This window comes from Acinetobacter silvestris (genome assembly GCF_002135235.1).
In the GTDB taxonomy this organism is placed as follows: Bacteria; Pseudomonadota; Gammaproteobacteria; order Pseudomonadales; family Moraxellaceae; genus Acinetobacter; species Acinetobacter silvestris.
In genome coordinates this window covers 460441-479503 of record NZ_NEGB01000001.1, presented here as the reverse complement: position 1 = coordinate 479503, position 19063 = coordinate 460441, and the positions used below count along the sequence as shown (strand labels likewise).

Here is a 19063-nt window from a genome sequence, read left to right as displayed (position 1 = left end):
ATTTAAACATACGCATATCTCGGTGCCTCAGGCAACCAGCGTTTGAGCAAGGCTTCTGCATTTTCAGGCGTATCTTGCAAAACTTGTGCTGCAACATAGTGAGCTTGTGCTAAGAGGTGATCATCGCGTTCTAACTTTGCCACACGAAAGCCCAAATCCCCAGTTTGTTTGGTGCCCAGTAACTCCCCTGGGCCACGAATTTCTAAATCTTTTTCAGCAATGATAAAACCGTCATTGGTTTCACGCATGATACGTAAACGTTCCTGCCCATTTTGTGACAGTGGATTTTTATAGAGTAAGGCACAAAAACTGGCTTTAGCGCCACGACCGACACGACCACGTAATTGGTGTAGCTGGGAAAGCCCTAAGCGTTCTGCATTTTCAATCACCATGATGGATGCATTGGGCACATCGACCCCGACTTCAATCACCGTTGTGGCAATTAATAATTGTAATTCATTTGCTTTAAATTGTTGCATGACGGCCTGCTTCTCATCAGCTTTCATCTTGCCATGCACTAAGCCAATATTCAGTTGTGGAAATCGCTCTCTAATCTCTTGATAGGTTGCTTCAGCCGCCTGAGCATCTAAAGTTTCCGATTGTTCCACTAAGGTACAAACCCAATAGGCTTGTTTACCTTCAGCACAATTGCTAGTTATACGGTTGAGCACTTCTTCACGACGATCTAATGGAATGGTTACGGTTTGAATTGGCGTACGTCCCGGCGGTAATTCATCAATCACGGAGGTATCTAAATCACCATACGCCGACATCGCTAAAGTTCGTGGAATAGGTGTTGCAGTCATAACCAATTGATGTGGGGTCGTGTTATTCATACCTTTATTGCGTAAGGCTAAGCGTTGATCAACCCCAAAACGATGTTGTTCATCAATAATCACTAAGCCAAGTTTGGAAAATTCAATTTTGTCTTGAAACAATGCATGTGTGCCGATAATTAGCTTGGCTGTGCCATCTTTAATGCTTTGTTCGGCAGTGGCACGGGCTTTACCTTTTTGTTTGCCAGACAGCCAAGACACGTGAACGCCCAAAGGTTCAAACCATTTTTTGAAATTGAGATAATGTTGTTCTGCTAAGATTTCAGTAGGTGCCATCATGGCAACTTGCCAGCCTTCTTCTAAAGCATGACACGCAGCAAGAGCTGCAACTAAGGTTTTACCTGCCCCAACATCACCTTGAATTAAACGCAGCATGGGTTTGTTCTGCTTTAAATCTTGTATGATTTCTTTGGATACTCTTTTTTGTGCATTGGTCATACTAAACGGTAGTGCTGCTAACAGTTGTTTAGAAAAATCACGGCTGGGTGAGAATGAAGGTGCGGCAATTTGCTGAATAAAGGCGCGGCGCGTGAGTAAACTGATTTGATGTGCGACTAATTCTTCAAAAATTAATCGTTGTTGGGCAGGGTGTGAACCTTGTGTGAGTTGCAGCATATTCGCATCAACAGGCGGCTCATGGATATATTCCAATGCTTGTTTCAAAGCATAACCATTGGTGAATTTTTCAGGTAGTAATTCGGGTAAATCATCGCTATGTGTTTTGAGTGCCTGTTTCACATACTCACGTAATTTAGGCTGGGTTAAGCCATCAGTACTGGGGTAAATAGCCGTCAGTTGGGTTTTAGGCAATGGTGTGTGGGTTGTAATCAATTGGATTTCAGGATGATACAATTCTAGTCCACGTGCACCGACTCGCACTTCACCAAAAATACGTAAGCGATGATCAAGCTTGGCGCGATCCGTCAGTGCTTTATAAACGTGATAAAAACGTAAGGTGACTTTGCCAAAATCATCCTGCAATAGTACAGCCATGGATTTACGTTTTCCCGGTGGAAAATCGACGCCTTTCACAATTCCTTCAAGCAAATAGCTGCGTCCTACGACCAATTGGTGCATAGGAATAAGCGTGCTACGATCTTCATAGTCCCGTGGTAAATGGAACAGTAAATCGTCAGTCGTGAAAATGTTTAACTTTTCAAGTAGTGTTGCAGCGGCATTTCCAAGCCCGTGCAATTGCTGGACGGATGCCATGTGCCCTCAACTGGTTGATTCATCAGGTGTAACAATGCATATTTTATTTATAGGTTATGGTAAAACATCTGCGCGTATTGCAAAACAATTATTTCAGCAAGGCCACCAAATTACCACAGTCAGCCGTAGTTCTAAAGATGATGATTTTGCACAGCATCTAATTCAGGATATTCATCAGCTTGATTTATCGAAAACTCAAGCAATAGATGTGGTTTATGTATTGCTTACGCCATCACGCGATACGGCACAAAGCTCAGTAGATGCTTATCAGCAAACTTATGTGGATTCAGTGCAACCGATTGTGAATGCTTTGCAGCAGCATCCTGTACAACGCATTATTATCGTTTCCTCAACACGTGTGTATGGGAGAAATCACGGTGAATGCATCGATGATGATTCAGAAATTATTCCTAGTGATGAGCAAGGGCAGTTGTTATTGAAAATGGAGCAGTTATGGCAACAGGCTTATCCATGTGAATGTGTGATTGTTAGACCGACAGGAATTTATGGCACTTCTGTGGCGCGAATGGTTAAGCTTGCGGAAACCACAAAAACGTACCCGAATATTCATTGGTCAAATCGAATTCATATTGAGGATTTAGCACGATTTTTAGCTTATTTGATTCACGTGGAACATTTTGAAAAATCCTATATCTGTAGCAATAATCGGCCAACAGCATTACATGAAACGATTCAATGGTTCCAGCGATACCTAAATTTACCTGAATTAGTTGTGCAAAGTGAGCGTGAGTCGGGGAAACAAATTTTTGCGAAAAGAATGTTGGAGAGCGGATTTGAGTTGCAACATCAAGATTATTTTAAAGATTATGCAGCATTATTGCAGTGATTTTTTGATGAAGCTATTTAAGCCAAAACTCCCTTTCCTTTAGATAAAAGGGAGTTTGGATCTATTATTTTTTCTTGCGTTTTAAGCGTTTTTTAGCTTGTTGTGCAGCCACGGCATCGAGTGCTTCTTTTAATTCTTCATCGGTAAATGAAGTAATGTGTTGCAGCATTTGCAAGGTGACATCATCCAAGACTAAATTGGCATATTGTGCGACATTACGGAAGTTCTCATCAAAGATAATCGCACCTTCTTCATTTTTATCGATATAGCCTTGTTGGGTCAGGACTTTAATAAAGCTCTGGAATAAGGATTTATCAAAAAATTCAGGTGAATTAAACTCATACAACACCGACAAGCGCTGACCCAGTAAATGACTCAGAATTTCAACTTGATGGGTTGAAATATTGCCAGAACCGCGTTGGGTAATCAGTGCCAAAGTCATGTAATAACGCTCAAGACTTTGCATGACTGGTGCGGCAAGAACCACAAGTTGATTGTGCTCTTCACTATTGGGTGCAGGGCTATGTAAGAAATTATCTTCATCAATTGAAATTAACTTGGCTTGAACCAAGGCTTCAATATATTTGCAGATTTGCACTTTTAGTTCGTCTTCTTTCCATTTTAAGAACAATTCTGCTTTTAAGAATGGATAAAGGGTCTGAATAACGTTGATTAAATCAGCATGTTTAATTTTGCCATTATGTTCTACCAGTGCAGCAATTAAAGAAGGTAAAACAAAGGTATGTAAAATGTTGTTGCGGAAGTAAGTGAGTAAGATCGCTTGGTTGTCTTCAATCGCAATAATGTCACCGAGTACATGTTGAACCCGTTTAATCAGTTTTAATTTCATGCCATAAGCAATGATTTCTTTACCTGACAGCGGGGTGATTTGACTACGCTCATCGTAAGGAAGTGCCGAAGCCAGCTTACGATAGGTATCTAGCTGCTTAATGCAAATTTTTTCGTCTAAGGTGTGTTTAGGTGTAGCCAGTAAAATTAACGAAAGTAGAGAAACAGGGTTAATCACTACTGCGCGGTTAATATTTTCTAAAATTGTATTAGCTGCACTGTTAACCGTATTAGACACTTCAGGAGGAATTGGGTCATCATTCCGTTCAATTTTGATTTGGTCTGCATTGTGCTCTTTCAGCACATCATCCAAGAATACCGGTTGACCAAAATTGACATGCACTTTACCAAAAATACGCTCAATTTTTCTTAAGGTTTGTAAAATCCCAAAAATAGATTCAGTTTCTTTCGGCTTACCATTCATTTCGCCAACGTAGGTTGCACCTTCCATCAGGCGTTCATAACCAATATAGGTTGGAATAAAAACGATGGGTTTAGCACGGTCACGTAAATGACTATGTACGGTCATTGCTAGCATGCCAGTTTTCGGCGGTAGTAAGCGACCTGTACGTGAGCGGCCACCTTCAATAAAGTATTCTAAAGGTGTATTTCGAGATAAGATGCTATATAAATATTCTTTAAATACAGAGGTATATAGTGCATTTCCGCGGAATGAGCGGCGAATAAAGAATGCCCCACCGCCACGTAATAATTGACCGACAAATGGCATATTCAGGTTATCACCTGCTGCAATGTACGGTACCATTAAGCCACGCTTATAAATGACATAGGATAATAATAAATAATCGATATGACTACGATGACAGGGGGTATAGATAATTTCATAGTCTTTGGCCAGTTCACGCACAGTACTGAAATTATGAACTTCTACACCATCATAGAGCTGTGTCCATAGGCGCGTGAGTGCTTTATCTGCAAAATGCACGGCTGAAGCAGAATAATCAGATGCAATTTCATTCACGAAGCCGATTGCTCGACGTTCGGCTTCAATCATGCTGACTTTAGAGCGGATACTTTCTTTGCGAATCGCATCTTGCACTTCTTGTGATTTAATTAAAGATTGCATCACATTACGGCGATCTGATAAGTCAGGACCTAGCACAATTTCACGTTGGCGATCTAAATATTCATTCAGTTCGCTAATAATATAGGTTGCGGGGGAAAGATTAGGATGATGTTCTTTGGCGTAGTTGACGAGCGCTCGCAGAGATTGTGCTTCATGAAACTCTAAATAAGATTCCCGGCCATGTAAGCCAATGTTCATGAGCTGTTTAACTTTACTTGGTGTTGCCCAAGTATCGGTAAATAGAAGTTTAAACCAAGAGTCTTCTTTATCGGGAGAACGTCCCCAAAGCACGGTGACTGGAACCAATTCAATATCGTATTCAGAATGTTGCTCTAAAAATTCGATGAGACGCAGTAGACGTGGAGGAAGTACATTTGGAGTTTGGCTAAGTAAATGAGTGTCATCTTGATGCTGTAAAAAGAGTACCGCGGCTTTTTCTTTTTGCTCAGCAAGCAGAATTGGGTCTAAGGCTGCTGGTAGCTTTAAGCGGCGTGTTTCACCATCAACCACCAGTGCGTTGCTGCGTGAATAGTTTTGTAAAACGTAGCAGACCACTTTCTTATTTGATTGATCTATATTTTGATTTTCTGAAAGTTGGGTTTCAGCCGGAACCTCTCCGAGCACATGTGGTGTTACCACAAGGTCAAGTAGCTTACTGGAAAACCGACGATACATTTGACCAAAGCCACTCTTGGACATACACACTCCTAGCAAATGACAAATCTCGCATTTCAGTGAATGGGAGAACTCTTGTCTACAGCCCTTTATATAAGCACGGAACAATATGTCATTTTCTGACAAATTGCATCGATATTGTTAGATTTTATCGTTAAAAATCGTATTTTTACTGATTATATCAAATAAGCGAAGTGACATTATAGTCAATCAAATTTTAGTTTTTACTCAAGGTTCTATGGCAGAATGTTGATCAAGAGCGAAAAAATCTCAATAAGTATACATCTGTATGTAAATATGGATTTAGAATATTACTCATGGGCAGATATAAGAGCATAGATTGTATATGAATGACTTAACAAAAGAATTGGTTGAACTTTTAACGTTGGAAAAGTTAGAAGAGCATATCTTTCGTGGGCAAAGCCGCAATTTAGTCGGTAAGCGTGTTTTTGGTGGGCAAGTGCTAGGCCAAGCATTGCGAGCAGCATCATATACTGCAGATCGTCCAGTAAATTCATTACATGCATACTTCTTGTATGGAGGTGATATTAATGCACCAATCATTTATGAAGTAGAAAAATTGCGCGATGGGAAAAGTTTTCTGAGCCGTCAAGTTCGTGCAATTCAGCATGGACGAACAATTTTCTCTGCGATGGTATCTTTTGCAAGCTATGAGGAAGGCTTAAATTATCAAATTGCTGAACCGGAATATCCAGCTGTTGAGGATTTAGTCGCGGAACAAGAGCTGAAAGAGAATTTTGTGAGCTTTGTTCCGGAAAATATTCGTACTGCATTTATGCGACCTCGTCAGGTTGAGATTCGTCCTATTAATGTGACCAATCCATTCCAGCCGCAGCCTGAAGCACCATCTTATGCGCATTATTTACGGACGCATGAGAAATTACCGAAAGCACTGGCAGATGACGTTTCTTTGCATCAAGCCATTATTGCATTTTATTCAGATTACACCTTGATGATGACGGCGCTTCGTCCACATGGCGTCAACTATTTATCACCAAGTTTACAGTGCGCCAGTATTGATCATGCCATTTATTTCCATAAACCAGTACGTGCCGATGAGTGGATGTTGTATGACATGGATGCAACGGTCAGTGCCAGCTCACGAGGCTTGAATTACGGACGCATGTGGCAAAATGGTGAGTTGGTCTGTAGCACCACCCAAGAAGGTTTGATGCGTTTACGTGAAATAGAAACCCAGTAATTATTCTTATTTGTGCATTGAAAAAAGCCATCATGAATGATGGCTTTTTTCCGTTGGTCACAAAATAATGATCGATTCTTCAATAACTAACTGTCATAGTTGCCTAAATAGGACACTAGAAAAAGCAAGTCAAGATGAGCTTAAATACCCAAATTTTTATTGCAGCCGTGATTGGTGTCGCATTTGGTTTTCTTTTAAATTTATTTCCAGAGACTCCATTTTTTACGGTGAGTCTTTATGCTTTAGGGATTGCCAGTAGTATTTTTATTGGTTTATTAAAAATGCTGTTGGTGCCACTCATTTTTAGTTCAATTGTAGTTGGGGTTTCAAACTTAGAAGCGGGCGGGCAATTAAGTCGTGTCTGGAAAATAACATTGGCATGTTGCGTGACTACCACAACACTCGCGTTAATATTGGGTTTAGCATGTGCCCATATTTTTCATGTCGGGCAGGGCGTGGATATTGGCTTATTTAAAGAAGCTATGGCGCAACATCAGAGTCCAGCAACTTTAACCCCAAGTTCATTTTTAACCAATTTTATTCAGAATACCTTAATCAATCCCTTTAAGGCCTTTAGTGACGGTAATGTATTGGCTGTCGTGGTTTTTGCTTTATTTTTAGGTTTGACTTTAGTGCATGGGGGGGAGCGCTTTAAAACGGTTCGAAATATTTCTCGTCAGTTTTTTGAGATTATGATGATGCTGGTTTCTTGGGTGATGAAACTGGCACCACTCGGTATTTGTGCATTATTGGCTAAACTGATTGCAACCGAAGATCTTTCTATATTAAGCCGTTTGGCTGAGTTTGCTGTGGTGGTGACGGGAACCACTATTTTTCATGGTGCAGTTGTATTGCCTTTATTATTGTGGATTTTTGGAAAAATGAATCCAATCACTTTCTTTAAAGGGACACGTGCAGCATTGATTACGGCATTTGCGACCAGTTCGAGTTCTGCAACTTTACCTTTAAGTTTGAAATGTGCACAAGAAAACCTTGGCGTGAGGCCACAAATTGCAGGTTTTGTGGTGCCATTTGGTTCACAGTTAAATATGGATGGAACCGCACTTTATGAAGCTGCTGCTGCTTTATTTATTGCGAATTTAATTGGCTTGGAACTTTCATTCACTCAGCAAATTATTGTTTGCTTAACAGCGATGATTGCTTCGCTTGGTGCACCGGGTATTCCAAGTGCGGGTATGGTGACTATGATTATGGTCTTGCAATCGGTAGGTTTACCTGCTGAAGCGATTGCAATTCTGTTACCAATCGATCGCTTATTAGATACTGTGCGAACTGTCGTGAATGTGCAGGGGGATATGATGATTAGCGTGGTGGTTGATCGACATACCCGAGAGATGGGTGCAAGTGCTGAAACTTAAAATGCAGAGTTTATGAGTCTCTTTGTTTTCAAGCGGTAGTCTACAGATAAGAAAAAAAGCGGAATATTCCGCTTTTTTTTTGGTCTTGAATTATTATGCTACTTTTAATGTCGCACGTTTGGCTGCTGGCGATTGATCTAAGTAAGCAATGGCATCTTCAGTTTTTGCTTCATGCACAGGATCATACCATGGCATTAAATAACCCAATTGTTGTGAAACTATCCAAAATGGATTTGGCATTAAACGATTGTCTTTTTGAGAAATATCATACCATTCGCGCCAGATCCATGGTTTATATACCGCTGGTTTTTGTGCTTTGAAGCGTGGGTCTTGTTTCATAATATGTGCTGCACCATCCACCCATAAACCGAGTACTGCGGCAATCACAATGACACTTTGATAGTAGCGTGAGATATAGCCACCACCTAAATGGCGGTATAAATCGAATGCCACAGAGCGATGTTCTATTTCTTCAGCACCATGCCATTTGACCAAGTCCAACATGTTGATATCAGCCCCCAGTTCTTCCCAGTATTTATTGTAAAGTACATATTTACCCAGTACGCAGGTCATATGTTCAACAGTTGCGACAATGCCTAAGCGGAACAAATCCCACTGATGATCTAAAACTTTTGGCACAGTTAGACCGAGAGGTTGGTCGGCCAAAACTTTACCAAATAAGAAATCCATGACATCCAGATTACGCTGGATATCAATATGGCGAACGGTTAAATATTCTTTATTGGCAGAGCTATGTGCTTGAGCATGCATGGCTTCTTGGCGAATGAAAGCACGCACGTCTTCTTTTAATTTTTCATCCGTAATTTGCGGTAAAACCTTATTGTATAAACGGCAAAACCAAAATTCGCCGGCTGGCAAAATCATATTAATTTCATTAATAAAATAGCTAATAAAGGGTTGGTTTGGAATCCAGTCTACAGGCGTTTCTTTCCAATCAAATTTAACTTTACGTGGTTGAATATGATATTGAATAGACGATCCAATCTTACTGTTTTTTAATCGAGAAAGTAATTTCATCACAGTATCCTAATTGTTTTGATATCATTTTGAGCGTTATATTTTTAGTATAAAAAAATGTCCTAAATTACTATTAGCAATTTAGGACATTCGAATATCAATTGGTGATGATTTTGGTCGGACAATCTGTGAAGTAGGTAAAATTACTCAGATTTTGGTGATGCATCCTGATCTTGAATATCAATCTCTAAATCATCTGTTTCAAATTCATGATGTTCAGATGCTTCAGGAATAGCATCTAAGTCAAAAGCAGAAGGTTGTTCGAGGGTGTAATTTAAACGCCCCGCCATCACACTTGCTAACTCTTCTAAGCCGATTTTGTTTAAAGAAGAAAACAATTGAATAGAGAAGTTGAGCTTCATTTGCTTCAATTGGTTTTGGACGTCTAAAAGAACTTTACTGGCAGGACCGCGATTGAGCTTATCTGCTTTGGTTAAAAGTACATGAACAAAGAGTTGGCGCGAATATGCCCATTGCAACATCATGACATCGAAATGTTGTAAAGGATGGCGAATGTCCATCAATAACACTAAGCCTTGTAAGCTTTGGCGGTGAATTAGATAGCTTTCGAGTTCTTTCTGCCAAACCAGTTTCATCGCTTCAGGTACGGCTGCATAACCATAACCGGGTAAATCGACTAGGCGTTGATCAGGATTGCCTAAGCTAAAAAAGTTGATCATTTGGGTACGACCAGGTCTTTTTGAAGCACGTGCCAATTGTTTTTGATTGGTCATAGTGTTAATTGCACTTGATTTACCTGCGTTTGAACGTCCAGCAAATGCAATTTCATAACCAGTATCTTCAACACAAAGATCAAGCTTTGGCGCACTCATCAGAAATTCAGCGCTGTGTAACCAATTTAAAGATGAAACTGAATATTCTGTAATCGCAGAGTCAACTTTTTTCACATAACTAATTTTTTGCTTTGGGGCGTGAGCCACCTTGGTATTTTTTGACTTACCACTGCTGCGATGCATAATTCAACTTCAATAAAATGATCTACGAAATACATTATAAAGGAAGTCGGTTATTCAAGCGAACTTTGTGCAAAAAAGCTCTGTAAAGTTTAAAGATTAATTAGCTCAATGAATGTTGGATTGTGGTCTTGAGACGAAGAGTTTTGGATTACATTGGCAACGGTATAATGATCTAGATGTTGGTAAAACTGAGTCATTGCATCATCGAGAATACTTTTTAAGCCACAATCACGTCTAAATACGCAGGGTGGGGTATTACATTCAACAATGGGAGCATCCCCTTGCAGTGTTCGGACGAGGAGTCCAAGCCCAATATTTGCAGTTTCAGGATTCAAGCGAATACCGCCACCTTTACCACGCGAGGTAATCAGCCAGTTTTGTTTTGCCATGAAATGGACAATTTTGACTAAGTGATTTTGCGAAACATGCAAGTCTTTCGCAATTTCTGCAATGGTATAAGGGGTGTCTTTGGGTTGTGAGATATACATTAAAATACGCAGAGCATAATCAGTAAATTTATTTAGCTGCATGATAATACGGGTGTTTAAGGTAAAAAATTAGGGTTAGTCTAGCATAACAAGACTAACCCTCTCTTTATTTAATGTGGGTGGAGCAGATTAGTGATGAACGCCACCTGTGCCAAACGCTTCACTGTGAATGTTTTCAGCAGGAATACCACGCTCGACCAAAGCTTTTTGCTGTTCTGCCATGAATGGCATTGGACCACATAAGTAGTAATCTGCATTTACAGGAAGTAAAGCAGCATCCATTGTTGCTAAGTCTAAACGACCAGCCACATCATAGTCCTCACCTATAACATCACCGCTATGTGGGAACTCATAAGCTGTAAATGTGCTGAGACGTGGGAATTTAGTTTTTTGCTCTAGAATATGTTGTTTCATCGCATGTACTTGGCTACTGCGACATGCATGAATAAAGCTAGCCGGTTGAGGCATGTCTAAAGTCACCAATTGGTTAAGCATTGCAATCATTGGGGTTAAACCTACACCCGCACTAATGAAGACATTACGTTTGCTACTATCAATCAGGTAGAAGTTACCTGTTGGAGCAGACACTTCAATTTCTGAACCTTCAGCTAAGCCATGTAAAGTATTTGATACCCAACCACTTGCCAAATCACCTTTTTCATCTTCACGTTTAACTGAAATACGTAAATAGTCTGCTTGTGGACTTGTCGATAGCGTGTATTGACGTGGTTGTTTTAAGCCTAATGCTTCAACAAATACGCGCACTGAAATATATTGACCCGCTTCATATTTAGGTAATGCACCACCATCGACTGGTGCAAGATAGAAAGAGGTAATTTCTTCGCTTTCATTCACTTTTTTAGCGATTTTAAATTTACGCCAGCCTAACCAGCTGCCTTGAGTTTGTTGGTGCTGTTCATAAATCGCTTTTTCAGTACTGATAAATAGATCGGCCAGTTGCCCATAAGCTGCAGCCCATGCGTCAATTAATGGATCTTCCATCGAAATAGTTAATACTTCACTAATTGAATGTAATAGGTTTTCACCGACAATGTTGTAATCAGGTGCTTGAATATTCAGACTGACATGTTTATGGGCAATCAGTTCAACCACAGGCAAAAGTACAGAAGGGTCTTCAATATTTTCAGCATATGCTAAAACAGCACCAGCCAAGGCTTGAGCCTGTGCACCACTACGTTGATGCCCCATATTAAAGGTTTCTTTTAATTCAGGATTATTGCCGAGCATGCGGTTATAAAAATAACCGGTAAGTGCTACACCATTTTCGCGAAGAACAGGAACTGTTGCTTTTACAAGGTCAATTTGCTGTGGAGTCATGGCAGATCTCTCATGGCTGTTATTTATAAGGTGTATTTACAATACATTTTATAGGGTGCGTTGTAAATACACTTTATAAAAAACCATAAAAAAATTATGGAATAATTCAATATCTCATAATTTTAAAAATCTTGATAGGGAAGAGGGGGTTATTTTCCTCCAAAAAGAGAGCCGAGTAGCCCACGGATAAGTTTTTGTCCCGTAGGTCCACCTAAGCTACGTGCTGCACTTTTTGCAAATGTTCCTACGATATCTTGTGTTAGTTTGGCTCTTTCACGTGCTGTACGTTCTTCTTCTTTTTGTTGAGCTCTTAATTGGCGTTCTTGTTCTTTGCTTTGTTCTAAAGCTATTTGCGCAGTATTCTGCTGTTGTTCGCTTTCAGTTATTTTACGTTGCAGCATTTCATATGCACTTTCTCGATCAACGGCCTGTTCGTAGGCACCTGCTAAGATACTTTGTGCCATTATAGTGTGGCGTTCTTCAGAGCTAATCGGATTGAATGATGAATAGGGTGGCATTACCCAGCCACGCTCTACAATTTGTGGCGTACCTTGTTCATCTAAGCAACTAATCAGGGCTTCTCCAACCGCCAGCTCAGTAATTGCCTGATCTACTTTCAATTCAGGATTGCTACGAAATGTATCGGCTGCCGTTTTTACTGCTTTTTGATCTTTAGGGGTGAAAGCGCGTAAAGCATGTTGTATTCGATTTCCTAATTGTCCTAAAACGTTTTCAGGAATATCCAGTGGGCTTTGTGTAATAAAATAAATGCCAACACCTTTAGAGCGAATTAAGCGCACTACTTGTTGGATTTTTTCTTGCAGAGCGGGGCTAGCATTATCAAACAGTAAATGAGCTTCATCAAAGAAGAATACTAATTTAGGTTTATCTAAGTCCCCAACTTCTGGTAATTTTTCAAATAATTCAGAAAGCATCCAGAGTAAAAAAGTTGCATAGAGTTTAGGGGTATTCATGAGTTTATCGGCTGCAAGTAAGTTGATATAGCCATGCCCTTGAGTATCTGTCTGAATAAAATCTAGAATATTTAAACTCGGTTCACCAAAAAATTGATCAGCACCTTGGTCACCTAAAGCCAATAAATTACGTTGAATCGCACCTAAACTTGCAGGGGATAGGTTGCCATATTCTGCCTTTAACTCCGATGTATGCTCACTCACATAGGTGAGCATGGCTTTTAAGTCCTTAAAATCAATGAGTAATAACCCCTGATCATCTGCTACACGAAAGACGGCAGACAGTACGCCTTCTTGGGTATCATTTAAATTCAGCATTTGCGCTAAAAGCAATGGGCCAATTTCTGAAATAGTGGTTCGGATGGGGTGTCCTTGCTGACCAAATAAATCCCAAAAAATGGTGGGTGCAGCGGCAAAAGGAATGTGATCAATTCCTAAACTTTGAATGCGCTCGTCAAATTTAGGATTGCTTGAACCTGCTTTGGCGATGCTGGAAACATCACCTTTCGCATCGGCTAAAAATACCGGTACACCAATTCGAGAAAAACTTTCGGCCAGTACTTTTAAGGTAATGGTTTTACCTGTACCTGTTGCACCTGCAATTAAACCGTGACGATTGGCAAACTGTGGGTACAAAACGATATCTTGAGTTCGGTCTGAGGTTTTTTTAGCAATAATAATTGGTGAGCCCATATCATTTCCTATTCTTAGTTTGGTATTTTTATTTGCAGTTGTTTTAATGCGTTTTCTATATCTTGAATTAAATCTGCCGGATGTTCTAGCCCTATACAAAAGCGAACCAATAAACCTTGTTGTAAATGTGTATGTTCTAATGCACGCATAGTGGTTAAATCATAAAGCATGACTAAGCTGATGGGTCCTCCCCAGCTAAAACCCAATTTAAACAATTGCAATGCATCACAAAATTTCCTGATGTCTTGCATGGTATATTTAGGTTTAAAAATAACGCTGACTAGGCCTGCGCTCAGGTTCTCTTTGCAAACATCGTTCCAGTAATGATGCCCCGCAGATAATTCATTGGCAGGGTGTAAGACTTGTGCAAATTCTACTTGTTTGTTTAACCAATGTAATAGGGTTAAAGCACTGTTGGATTGTTGGGTATAACGAATGTGCATAGATGCCAAACTGCGCTGGATTTGTGCGGCATCATCGCCAGAAATCGCAATGCCTTGGATCGCATGCATACGAAACAGTTGTTGCTGGAGTTTTTTGTCTTGGGTGACGACAGAACCCATTAAAATATCACCACCACCACTTGGATATTTAGTCAGTGCATGGATTGTTAAATCAACGCTTAAATGTTCAGAGCTGAAATCAAAAGCATTAAAAGCTAAGCCTGCACCCCAAGTATTGTCTAAGGCTGTTAAAACATTGGCTTGTTTAGCTTTTTTAACTAAATTGATTAAATCAGGAAATTCTAAAGTGACTGATCCAGCAGCTTCTAACCAAATAAGTTTAGTTTGCGCTGAAGGTTGAAATGTATTCGCATCTATGGGGTTGTATACTTTAACGACAATCCCATAGCGCGTTTCTAAGTTACGTAAATGCTCCATATTGGGACCATAAGTATTATCAGCGACCCAAACCTCATCACCATGACTTAAAAAGCAAGAATTAACTAAGTTGATGGCAGACAATCCACTTGGACAAAGTAGGCAATAATCACCACCTTCAATTTGAGCAATATTGTCAGCTAACGTAAATGTGGTTGGTGTGCCATGGGTGCCGTAACTATAATCATAAGCATCTGTCCAGTGTCGATTAAAGAGCGCATCGGTATTTTTAAAAATAATGGTAGAGGCGCGAAATACTGGAGGTTGAACAGTTGAAATATATTGTGGTGCTTTGCGTGGTGCGTGGACTAGATTGGTTTGCGGATGTTTTTTCACAAAATAACTCAAAATATTCAGTAGGGAGTAATTTTATAAACTAAGCATAATCTTAGGTGAAGGCAAAGCATAAAATTGTGAATATTTATCAATCAAACCAATGTTGGCTTTATTTTTGCAAAGTTTTACCTATATCAATAAAACAAGGTCTAAATAATGAAAAAATTAAAGGTGCATTATTTTCAACATATCGCTGGAGAAGGATTTGGAAGTTGTTATCCCTACTTAAAGGCGATGGGGGGAGAAATAAGCGCCACGGAATTTTTTGCACTGCCCAAAGAGTTGAATATTGATATAGATGCATTGCCAAATATCGCGGACGTGGACTTGCTGATTATTATGGGGGGAGCCATGAGTGTGAATGATGAAGCTAACTTTCCGTGGTTAAAAATAGAAAAAAGATGGATTCGCCGTTATCTTGCGTCACAAAAGCCTGCCATAGGGCTATGTTTGGGGGCTCAGTTAATTGCGAATGCTTTGGGGGCGCGTATTACTAAAAATCCTATTCCAGAATTGGGATGGAGTGCTGTCCATAAAACTGTACATATCGATGATACGACTTTTCCGTTGCCGAATGATTTAGAGGTCATGCAATGGCATCATGAAACCTTGGAGCTACCTAAGGGGGCAATCAGGCTTGCGGAAAGTAAAGCGTGTCTGAATCAAATCTATCAGATTGGAAAAAATGTTTTAGGCTTTCAATTTCATCCAGAAATTACCCCCGAAGGATTAAGTTTGTTTATAAAGCATGAAGAGGAGCTGAATAGTTTTCATGAGTGTGCTGCCCAACAGCTTCCTTTATTGAGGCAGACTCAAAAGCAACGATTCACTGCTGGAAATCAGATGCTTCATCGAGCGATTGACTATGTATTAAGGGCTTAATATATGAGGTGTTTGCTGAGTATATTGATAACAGTAAAGATTAAGAAATAATGTAAAAAGGTAGAAATAAGTTTGCTTAACAGTTAAACGATTGTTATAATGAGCGACCCTTCAATAGGAGGGTCTAAATGGCGAAGAAAGTCATTTAGATATCGTGACAGTCGTGGCATCGATCATGACCTTAGTGATTTTCACTGCCTTTGACACTTACTTTTTATAGGGTGAGATGCGTCAGAGGTGATTCTTTATATATTTGGCTTGGAGTTAACTGGTATGTCTAACCAGAGAATTCGTATCCGTCTTAAGTCTTTTGATCATCGTCTGATTGATCAATCTTCTCAAGAGATCGTAGAAACCGCTAAGCGTACTGGAGCACAAGTGTGTGGTCCAATCCCGATGCCTACTCGCATCGAACGCTTCAACGTTCTTACTTCACCGCATGTAAACAAAGATGCGCGTGATCAGTATGAAATCCGCACTTATAAGCGCTTGATTGATATCGTTCAACCAACAGACAAAACTGTTGATGCGTTGATGAAGTTAGATCTTGCAGCTGGTGTTGATGTTCAGATCGCATTGGGTTAAGGCTTTCGGTTAATTAACGCTCTTAAGTTAATTAAGCCGCTTTTTTAGAGGTTTATGCACATGGCTATTGGTTTAGTCGGTCGCAAGTGCGGTATGACACGTATCTTTACAGATGCTGGTGTCTCTGTGCCTGTTACAGTGATTGAGGTTGACCCTAACCGCATCACTCAAATCAAAACGCTTGAAACTGATGGTTATCAAGCGCTTCAAATCACTACTGGTGAACGTCGCGAATCTCGCGTAACTAACGCTCAGAAAGGTCATTTCGCTAAAGCGGGTGTTGCTGCTGGTCGTCTAGTTAGTGAATTTCGTGCAACAGAAGCTGATCTTGAAGGTCGTGAAGTTGGTGGAACTATCGGTGTTGATTTGTTCACAGTTGGTCAAGTTGTTGACGTAACTGGTCAATCAAAAGGTAAAGGTTTTCAAGGTGGTGTTAAGCGTTGGAATTTCCGTACGCAAGATGCAACACACGGTAACTCACTATCTCACCGTTCTTTAGGTTCTACAGGTCAAAACCAGACTCCTGGTCGCGTGTTCAAAGGCAAAAAAATGGCTGGCCATTTAGGTGCTGAACGCGTAACAGTACAAGGTCTTGAAGTTGTATCTATTGACCTAGAGCGTTCGATTCTAGTTGTTAAGGGTGCGATTCCTGGTGCTACTGGTGGCGACGTTATCGTTCGTCCTACGATCAAGGCCTGAGGGGAAATAACGTGAATTTAAATACTGTTTCCGGCTCTGCTGTTGAATTGTCTGAAGTTGCTTTCGGGCGTGAGTTTAATGAAGCTCTTGTACACCAAGTTGTTACAGCTTATTTAGCTGGTGGTCGTCAAGGTTCTAAAGCTCAAAAATCACGTGGTGATGTATCTGGCGGTGGTCGTAAACCATTCCGTCAAAAAGGTACTGGCCGTGCACGTGCTGGCTCTATTCGTAGCCCAATCTGGGTTGGTGGTGGTAAGACTTTTGCTGCTCGTCCACAAGATTGGTCTCAAAAAGTTAACCGTAAAATGTACCGCGGTGCAATGCAATGTATCTTAGCTGAACTTGTTCGCCAAGATCGCCTTATTTTAGTTGAAGATTTTGCTGTTACAGCGCCAAAAACTAAAGAATTGCTTGCTAAGCTTAACGACTTGAACGCTACTCGCGCATTAATCGTTACAGAAGCTGTAGATGAAAATCTGTATCTTGCTGCTCGCAACCTTCCGCATGTAAATGTGGTTGATGCTGCTGCAATTGATCCAGTAGGTTTGATTGCGTTCGATAAAGTTGTTATGTCAGTTGCTGCTGCTAAGAAAATTGAGGTAGAACTCGGATGAACAACGAACGTATCTATCAAATCCTAAAAGGGCCTGTATTTTCAGAAAAAGCTCAAGCTTTAGGTGAGGCTGCTGGTGTTCAAGTTTTTAAAGTTGCACTTGATGCAAACAAACTTGAAATCAAAAAAGCAGTTGAGCAACTCTTTGGTGTGGAAGTTGTTAAAGTTAACACAACGATCACTAAAGGTAAGACTAAACGCTTTGGTAAAACATTAGGACGTCGTTCTGATGTTAAAAAAGCATACGTCACCCTGAAAGCTGGCCAAGATGTTGAAATGGCTGACTTGGGCGATACCGCTGAAAGCGCAGCGGAATAAGGACGAAATTTATGCCTATTCAAAAATGTAAGCCAACGTCTCCAGGACGTCGCTTTGTAGAGAAAGTCGTTCACGACCATCTTCACAAAGGCGCACCGTACTCTCCGTTGGTTGAAGCTAAAAAACGTACTGGTGGTCGTAACAATAACGGTCACATTACAACTCGTCATGTTGGTGGTGGTCATAAACAAAACTACCGTCTTATTGACTTCAAGCGTAATAAAGATGGCATTCCAGCCACTGTAGAGCGTATTGAATACGATCCTAACCGTACTGCACACATTGCTTTAGTTTTGTATGCTGATGGTGAGCGTCGTTATATCATTGCAGCTAAAGGCTTGCGTGCTGGTGATAAAGTACAATCTGGTAACGATGCTCCAATTCGTCCAGGTAACTGCTTACCACTTCGTAACATGCCTATTGGTTCTACTCTTCACAACATCGAACTTAAAATCGGTAAAGGCGCGCAGTTAGCTCGTTCAGCTGGTACTTCGGTTCAGTTGTTGGGTCGTGACGGTTCTTACGCTATTGTTCGTCTACGTTCTGGCGAAATGCGTAAAATTCACGTTGAATGCCGTGCAGTTCTTGGTGAAGTTTCTAACCAAGAAAGCAACCTTCGTTCACTTGGTAAAGCAGGTGCATCTCGCTGGCGTGGCATTCGTCCTACCGTACGTGGTATGGCAATGAACCCAGTTGACCATCCACATGGTGGTGGTGAAGGGCGTAATAAAGGTATTCAACCTGTAAGCCCATGGGGTCAAAAAGCTAAAGGGTACAAGACACGTACCAATAAGCGTACGACTAAGATGATTATTCGCGACCGTCGCGTTAAGTAACAAGTAAAGGAATCTGACAATGCCTCGTTCTCTGAAAAAAGGCCCATTCGTCGATGCGCACTTGTTCGCTAAGGTTGAAGCGGCTATCGCGGCTAATAACCGTAAGCCGATCAAAACTTGGTCGCGTCGTTCGATGATCCTCCCGGATTTTGTTGGTTTAACAATTTCTGTCCATAATGGTCGTAACCATGTTCCGGTAATTGTATCTGAACATATGGTTGGTCATAAACTCGGTGAATTCGCGCCAACTCGTACCTATCGTGGTCACGGTGTTGACAAGAAATCTAAACGTTAAGGT

At 40.6% G+C, this 19063-nt stretch carries 18 protein-coding genes; 10 read left to right on the top strand and 8 right to left on the bottom strand.

Features of this window, described 5'->3' with window-relative positions:
• Nucleotides 1–2 precede the first annotated feature (2 nt).
• On the bottom strand, nt 3–2048 hold the full coding sequence (recG, locus tag B9T28_RS02340; RefSeq protein ID WP_086202336.1) for an ATP-dependent DNA helicase RecG: 2046 nt from the start codon (nt 2046–2048) through the stop codon (nt 3–5).
• A 34-nt stretch (nt 2049–2082) separates the two neighbouring features.
• Here recG and B9T28_RS02335 point away from each other — a divergent pair, with 34 nt between their 5' ends.
• Entirely contained in the window at nt 2083–2895 is an 813-nt protein-coding gene (locus B9T28_RS02335) for an NAD-dependent epimerase/dehydratase family protein (protein WP_086202558.1), read from the top strand.
• A gap of 64 nt (nt 2896–2959) precedes the next feature.
• Here the strand turns inward: B9T28_RS02335 and plsB are convergent, their stop codons facing one another.
• The gene (gene plsB / locus B9T28_RS02330) at nt 2960–5530 is read right to left on the bottom strand and encodes a glycerol-3-phosphate 1-O-acyltransferase PlsB (RefSeq protein WP_086202335.1); all 2571 of its coding nucleotides are present in this window, start codon (nt 5528–5530) and stop codon (nt 2960–2962) included.
• 322 nt (nt 5531–5852) lie between these two features.
• On the opposite strand from plsB, the gene B9T28_RS02325 reads away from it, so the two are divergent.
• Together B9T28_RS02325 and B9T28_RS02320 are read left to right on the top strand one after the other, a co-directional pair.
• The gene (locus B9T28_RS02325; protein ID WP_086202334.1) at nt 5853–6728 is read left to right on the top strand and encodes an acyl-CoA thioesterase; all 876 of its coding nucleotides are present in this window, start codon (nt 5853–5855) and stop codon (nt 6726–6728) included.
• A gap of 134 nt (nt 6729–6862) precedes the next feature.
• Nucleotides 6863–8107, top strand: coding sequence for a dicarboxylate/amino acid:cation symporter (locus B9T28_RS02320; protein WP_086202333.1), 1245 nt, complete (start codon nt 6863–6865; stop codon nt 8105–8107).
• Nucleotides 8108–8200: 93 nt separating this feature from the next.
• Here the strand turns inward: B9T28_RS02320 and B9T28_RS02315 are convergent, their stop codons facing one another.
• From B9T28_RS02315 to B9T28_RS02290, 6 genes are all read right to left on the bottom strand, one after another.
• Complete coding sequence (locus B9T28_RS02315) at nt 8201–9145, bottom strand: metal-dependent hydrolase (protein ID WP_086202332.1); 945 nt, start codon at nt 9143–9145, stop codon at nt 8201–8203.
• A gap of 143 nt (nt 9146–9288) precedes the next feature.
• Complete coding sequence (gene yihA / locus B9T28_RS02310) at nt 9289–10122, bottom strand: ribosome biogenesis GTP-binding protein YihA/YsxC (protein ID WP_086202331.1); 834 nt, start codon at nt 10120–10122, stop codon at nt 9289–9291.
• Between the two features lie 89 nt (nt 10123–10211).
• Nucleotides 10212–10652, bottom strand: a complete 441-nt coding sequence (locus tag B9T28_RS02305; protein ID WP_086202330.1) for an RrF2 family transcriptional regulator — start codon at nt 10650–10652, stop codon at nt 10212–10214.
• An 87-nt stretch (nt 10653–10739) separates the two neighbouring features.
• Nucleotides 10740–11948: an NO-inducible flavohemoprotein gene (hmpA, locus tag B9T28_RS02300; RefSeq protein ID WP_086202329.1), complete on the bottom strand. Its 1209-nt coding sequence runs from the start codon at nt 11946–11948 to the stop codon at nt 10740–10742.
• 149 nt (nt 11949–12097) lie between these two features.
• The gene (locus B9T28_RS02295; protein ID WP_086202328.1) at nt 12098–13615 is read right to left on the bottom strand and encodes a helicase HerA-like domain-containing protein; all 1518 of its coding nucleotides are present in this window, start codon (nt 13613–13615) and stop codon (nt 12098–12100) included.
• A gap of 14 nt (nt 13616–13629) precedes the next feature.
• A complete protein-coding gene (locus B9T28_RS02290) occupies nt 13630–14832 on the bottom strand; it encodes a PLP-dependent transferase (RefSeq protein ID WP_086202327.1) in 1203 nt (400 codons plus the stop codon).
• Between the two features lie 153 nt (nt 14833–14985).
• Here B9T28_RS02290 and B9T28_RS02285 point away from each other — a divergent pair, with 153 nt between their 5' ends.
• From B9T28_RS02285 to rpsS, 7 genes are all read left to right on the top strand, one after another.
• Nucleotides 14986–15714 (top strand): type 1 glutamine amidotransferase, encoded by a 729-nt coding sequence (locus tag B9T28_RS02285; protein ID WP_086202326.1) that lies wholly within the window; start codon nt 14986–14988, stop codon nt 15712–15714.
• A 273-nt stretch (nt 15715–15987) separates the two neighbouring features.
• Nucleotides 15988–16299 carry a 30S ribosomal protein S10 gene (rpsJ, locus tag B9T28_RS02280; RefSeq protein ID WP_004725677.1) on the top strand — a complete coding sequence of 104 codons (312 nt, stop codon included), beginning with the start codon at nt 15988–15990 and terminating at the stop codon, nt 16297–16299.
• A 60-nt stretch (nt 16300–16359) separates the two neighbouring features.
• Nucleotides 16360–16998: a 50S ribosomal protein L3 gene (gene rplC, locus B9T28_RS02275; protein WP_086202325.1), complete on the top strand. Its 639-nt coding sequence runs from the start codon at nt 16360–16362 to the stop codon at nt 16996–16998.
• 11 nt (nt 16999–17009) lie between these two features.
• Nucleotides 17010–17612: a 50S ribosomal protein L4 gene (rplD, locus tag B9T28_RS02270; RefSeq protein ID WP_086202324.1), complete on the top strand. Its 603-nt coding sequence runs from the start codon at nt 17010–17012 to the stop codon at nt 17610–17612.
• Nucleotides 17609–17929 carry a 50S ribosomal protein L23 gene (gene rplW, locus B9T28_RS02265; RefSeq protein WP_086202323.1) on the top strand — a complete coding sequence of 107 codons (321 nt, stop codon included), beginning with the start codon at nt 17609–17611 and terminating at the stop codon, nt 17927–17929. The genes rplD and rplW overlap by 4 nt, the downstream gene beginning before the upstream one ends.
• An 11-nt stretch (nt 17930–17940) precedes the next feature.
• Nucleotides 17941–18765 carry a 50S ribosomal protein L2 gene (gene rplB, locus B9T28_RS02260; RefSeq protein ID WP_086202322.1) on the top strand — a complete coding sequence of 275 codons (825 nt, stop codon included), beginning with the start codon at nt 17941–17943 and terminating at the stop codon, nt 18763–18765.
• A 19-nt stretch (nt 18766–18784) separates the two neighbouring features.
• Entirely contained in the window at nt 18785–19060 is a 276-nt protein-coding gene (gene rpsS, locus B9T28_RS02255) for a 30S ribosomal protein S19 (RefSeq protein ID WP_004281508.1), read from the top strand.
• Nucleotides 19061–19063: the final 3 nt, after the last annotated feature.

Bases quoted from the DNA above. Each gene is read 5' to 3' on its own strand.
- recG (WP_086202336.1), bottom strand. From the start codon at position 2,048: ATGGCATCCGTCCAGCAATTGCACGGGCTTGGAAATGCCGCTGCAACA.
- rpsS (WP_004281508.1), top strand. From the start codon at position 18,785: ATGCCTCGTTCTCTGAAAAAAGGCCCATTCGTCGATGCGCACTTGTTC.
- rplW (WP_086202323.1), top strand. From the start codon at position 17,609: ATGAACAACGAACGTATCTATCAAATCCTAAAAGGGCCTGTATTTTCA.
- B9T28_RS02315 (WP_086202332.1), bottom strand. From the start codon at position 9,145: ATGAAATTACTTTCTCGATTAAAAAACAGTAAGATTGGATCGTCTATT.
- hmpA (WP_086202329.1), bottom strand. From the start codon at position 11,948: ATGACTCCACAGCAAATTGACCTTGTAAAAGCAACAGTTCCTGTTCTT.
- B9T28_RS02325 (WP_086202334.1), top strand. From the start codon at position 5,853: ATGAATGACTTAACAAAAGAATTGGTTGAACTTTTAACGTTGGAAAAG.
- B9T28_RS02305 (WP_086202330.1), bottom strand. From the start codon at position 10,652: ATGCAGCTAAATAAATTTACTGATTATGCTCTGCGTATTTTAATGTAT.
- rplB (WP_086202322.1), top strand. From the start codon at position 17,941: ATGCCTATTCAAAAATGTAAGCCAACGTCTCCAGGACGTCGCTTTGTA.
- yihA (WP_086202331.1), bottom strand. From the start codon at position 10,122: ATGCATCGCAGCAGTGGTAAGTCAAAAAATACCAAGGTGGCTCACGCC.
- rpsJ (WP_004725677.1), top strand. From the start codon at position 15,988: ATGTCTAACCAGAGAATTCGTATCCGTCTTAAGTCTTTTGATCATCGT.
- B9T28_RS02320 (WP_086202333.1), top strand. From the start codon at position 6,863: ATGAGCTTAAATACCCAAATTTTTATTGCAGCCGTGATTGGTGTCGCA.
- B9T28_RS02335 (WP_086202558.1), top strand. From the start codon at position 2,083: ATGCATATTTTATTTATAGGTTATGGTAAAACATCTGCGCGTATTGCA.
- B9T28_RS02295 (WP_086202328.1), bottom strand. From the start codon at position 13,615: ATGGGCTCACCAATTATTATTGCTAAAAAAACCTCAGACCGAACTCAA.
- rplC (WP_086202325.1), top strand. From the start codon at position 16,360: ATGGCTATTGGTTTAGTCGGTCGCAAGTGCGGTATGACACGTATCTTT.
- plsB (WP_086202335.1), bottom strand. From the start codon at position 5,530: ATGTCCAAGAGTGGCTTTGGTCAAATGTATCGTCGGTTTTCCAGTAAG.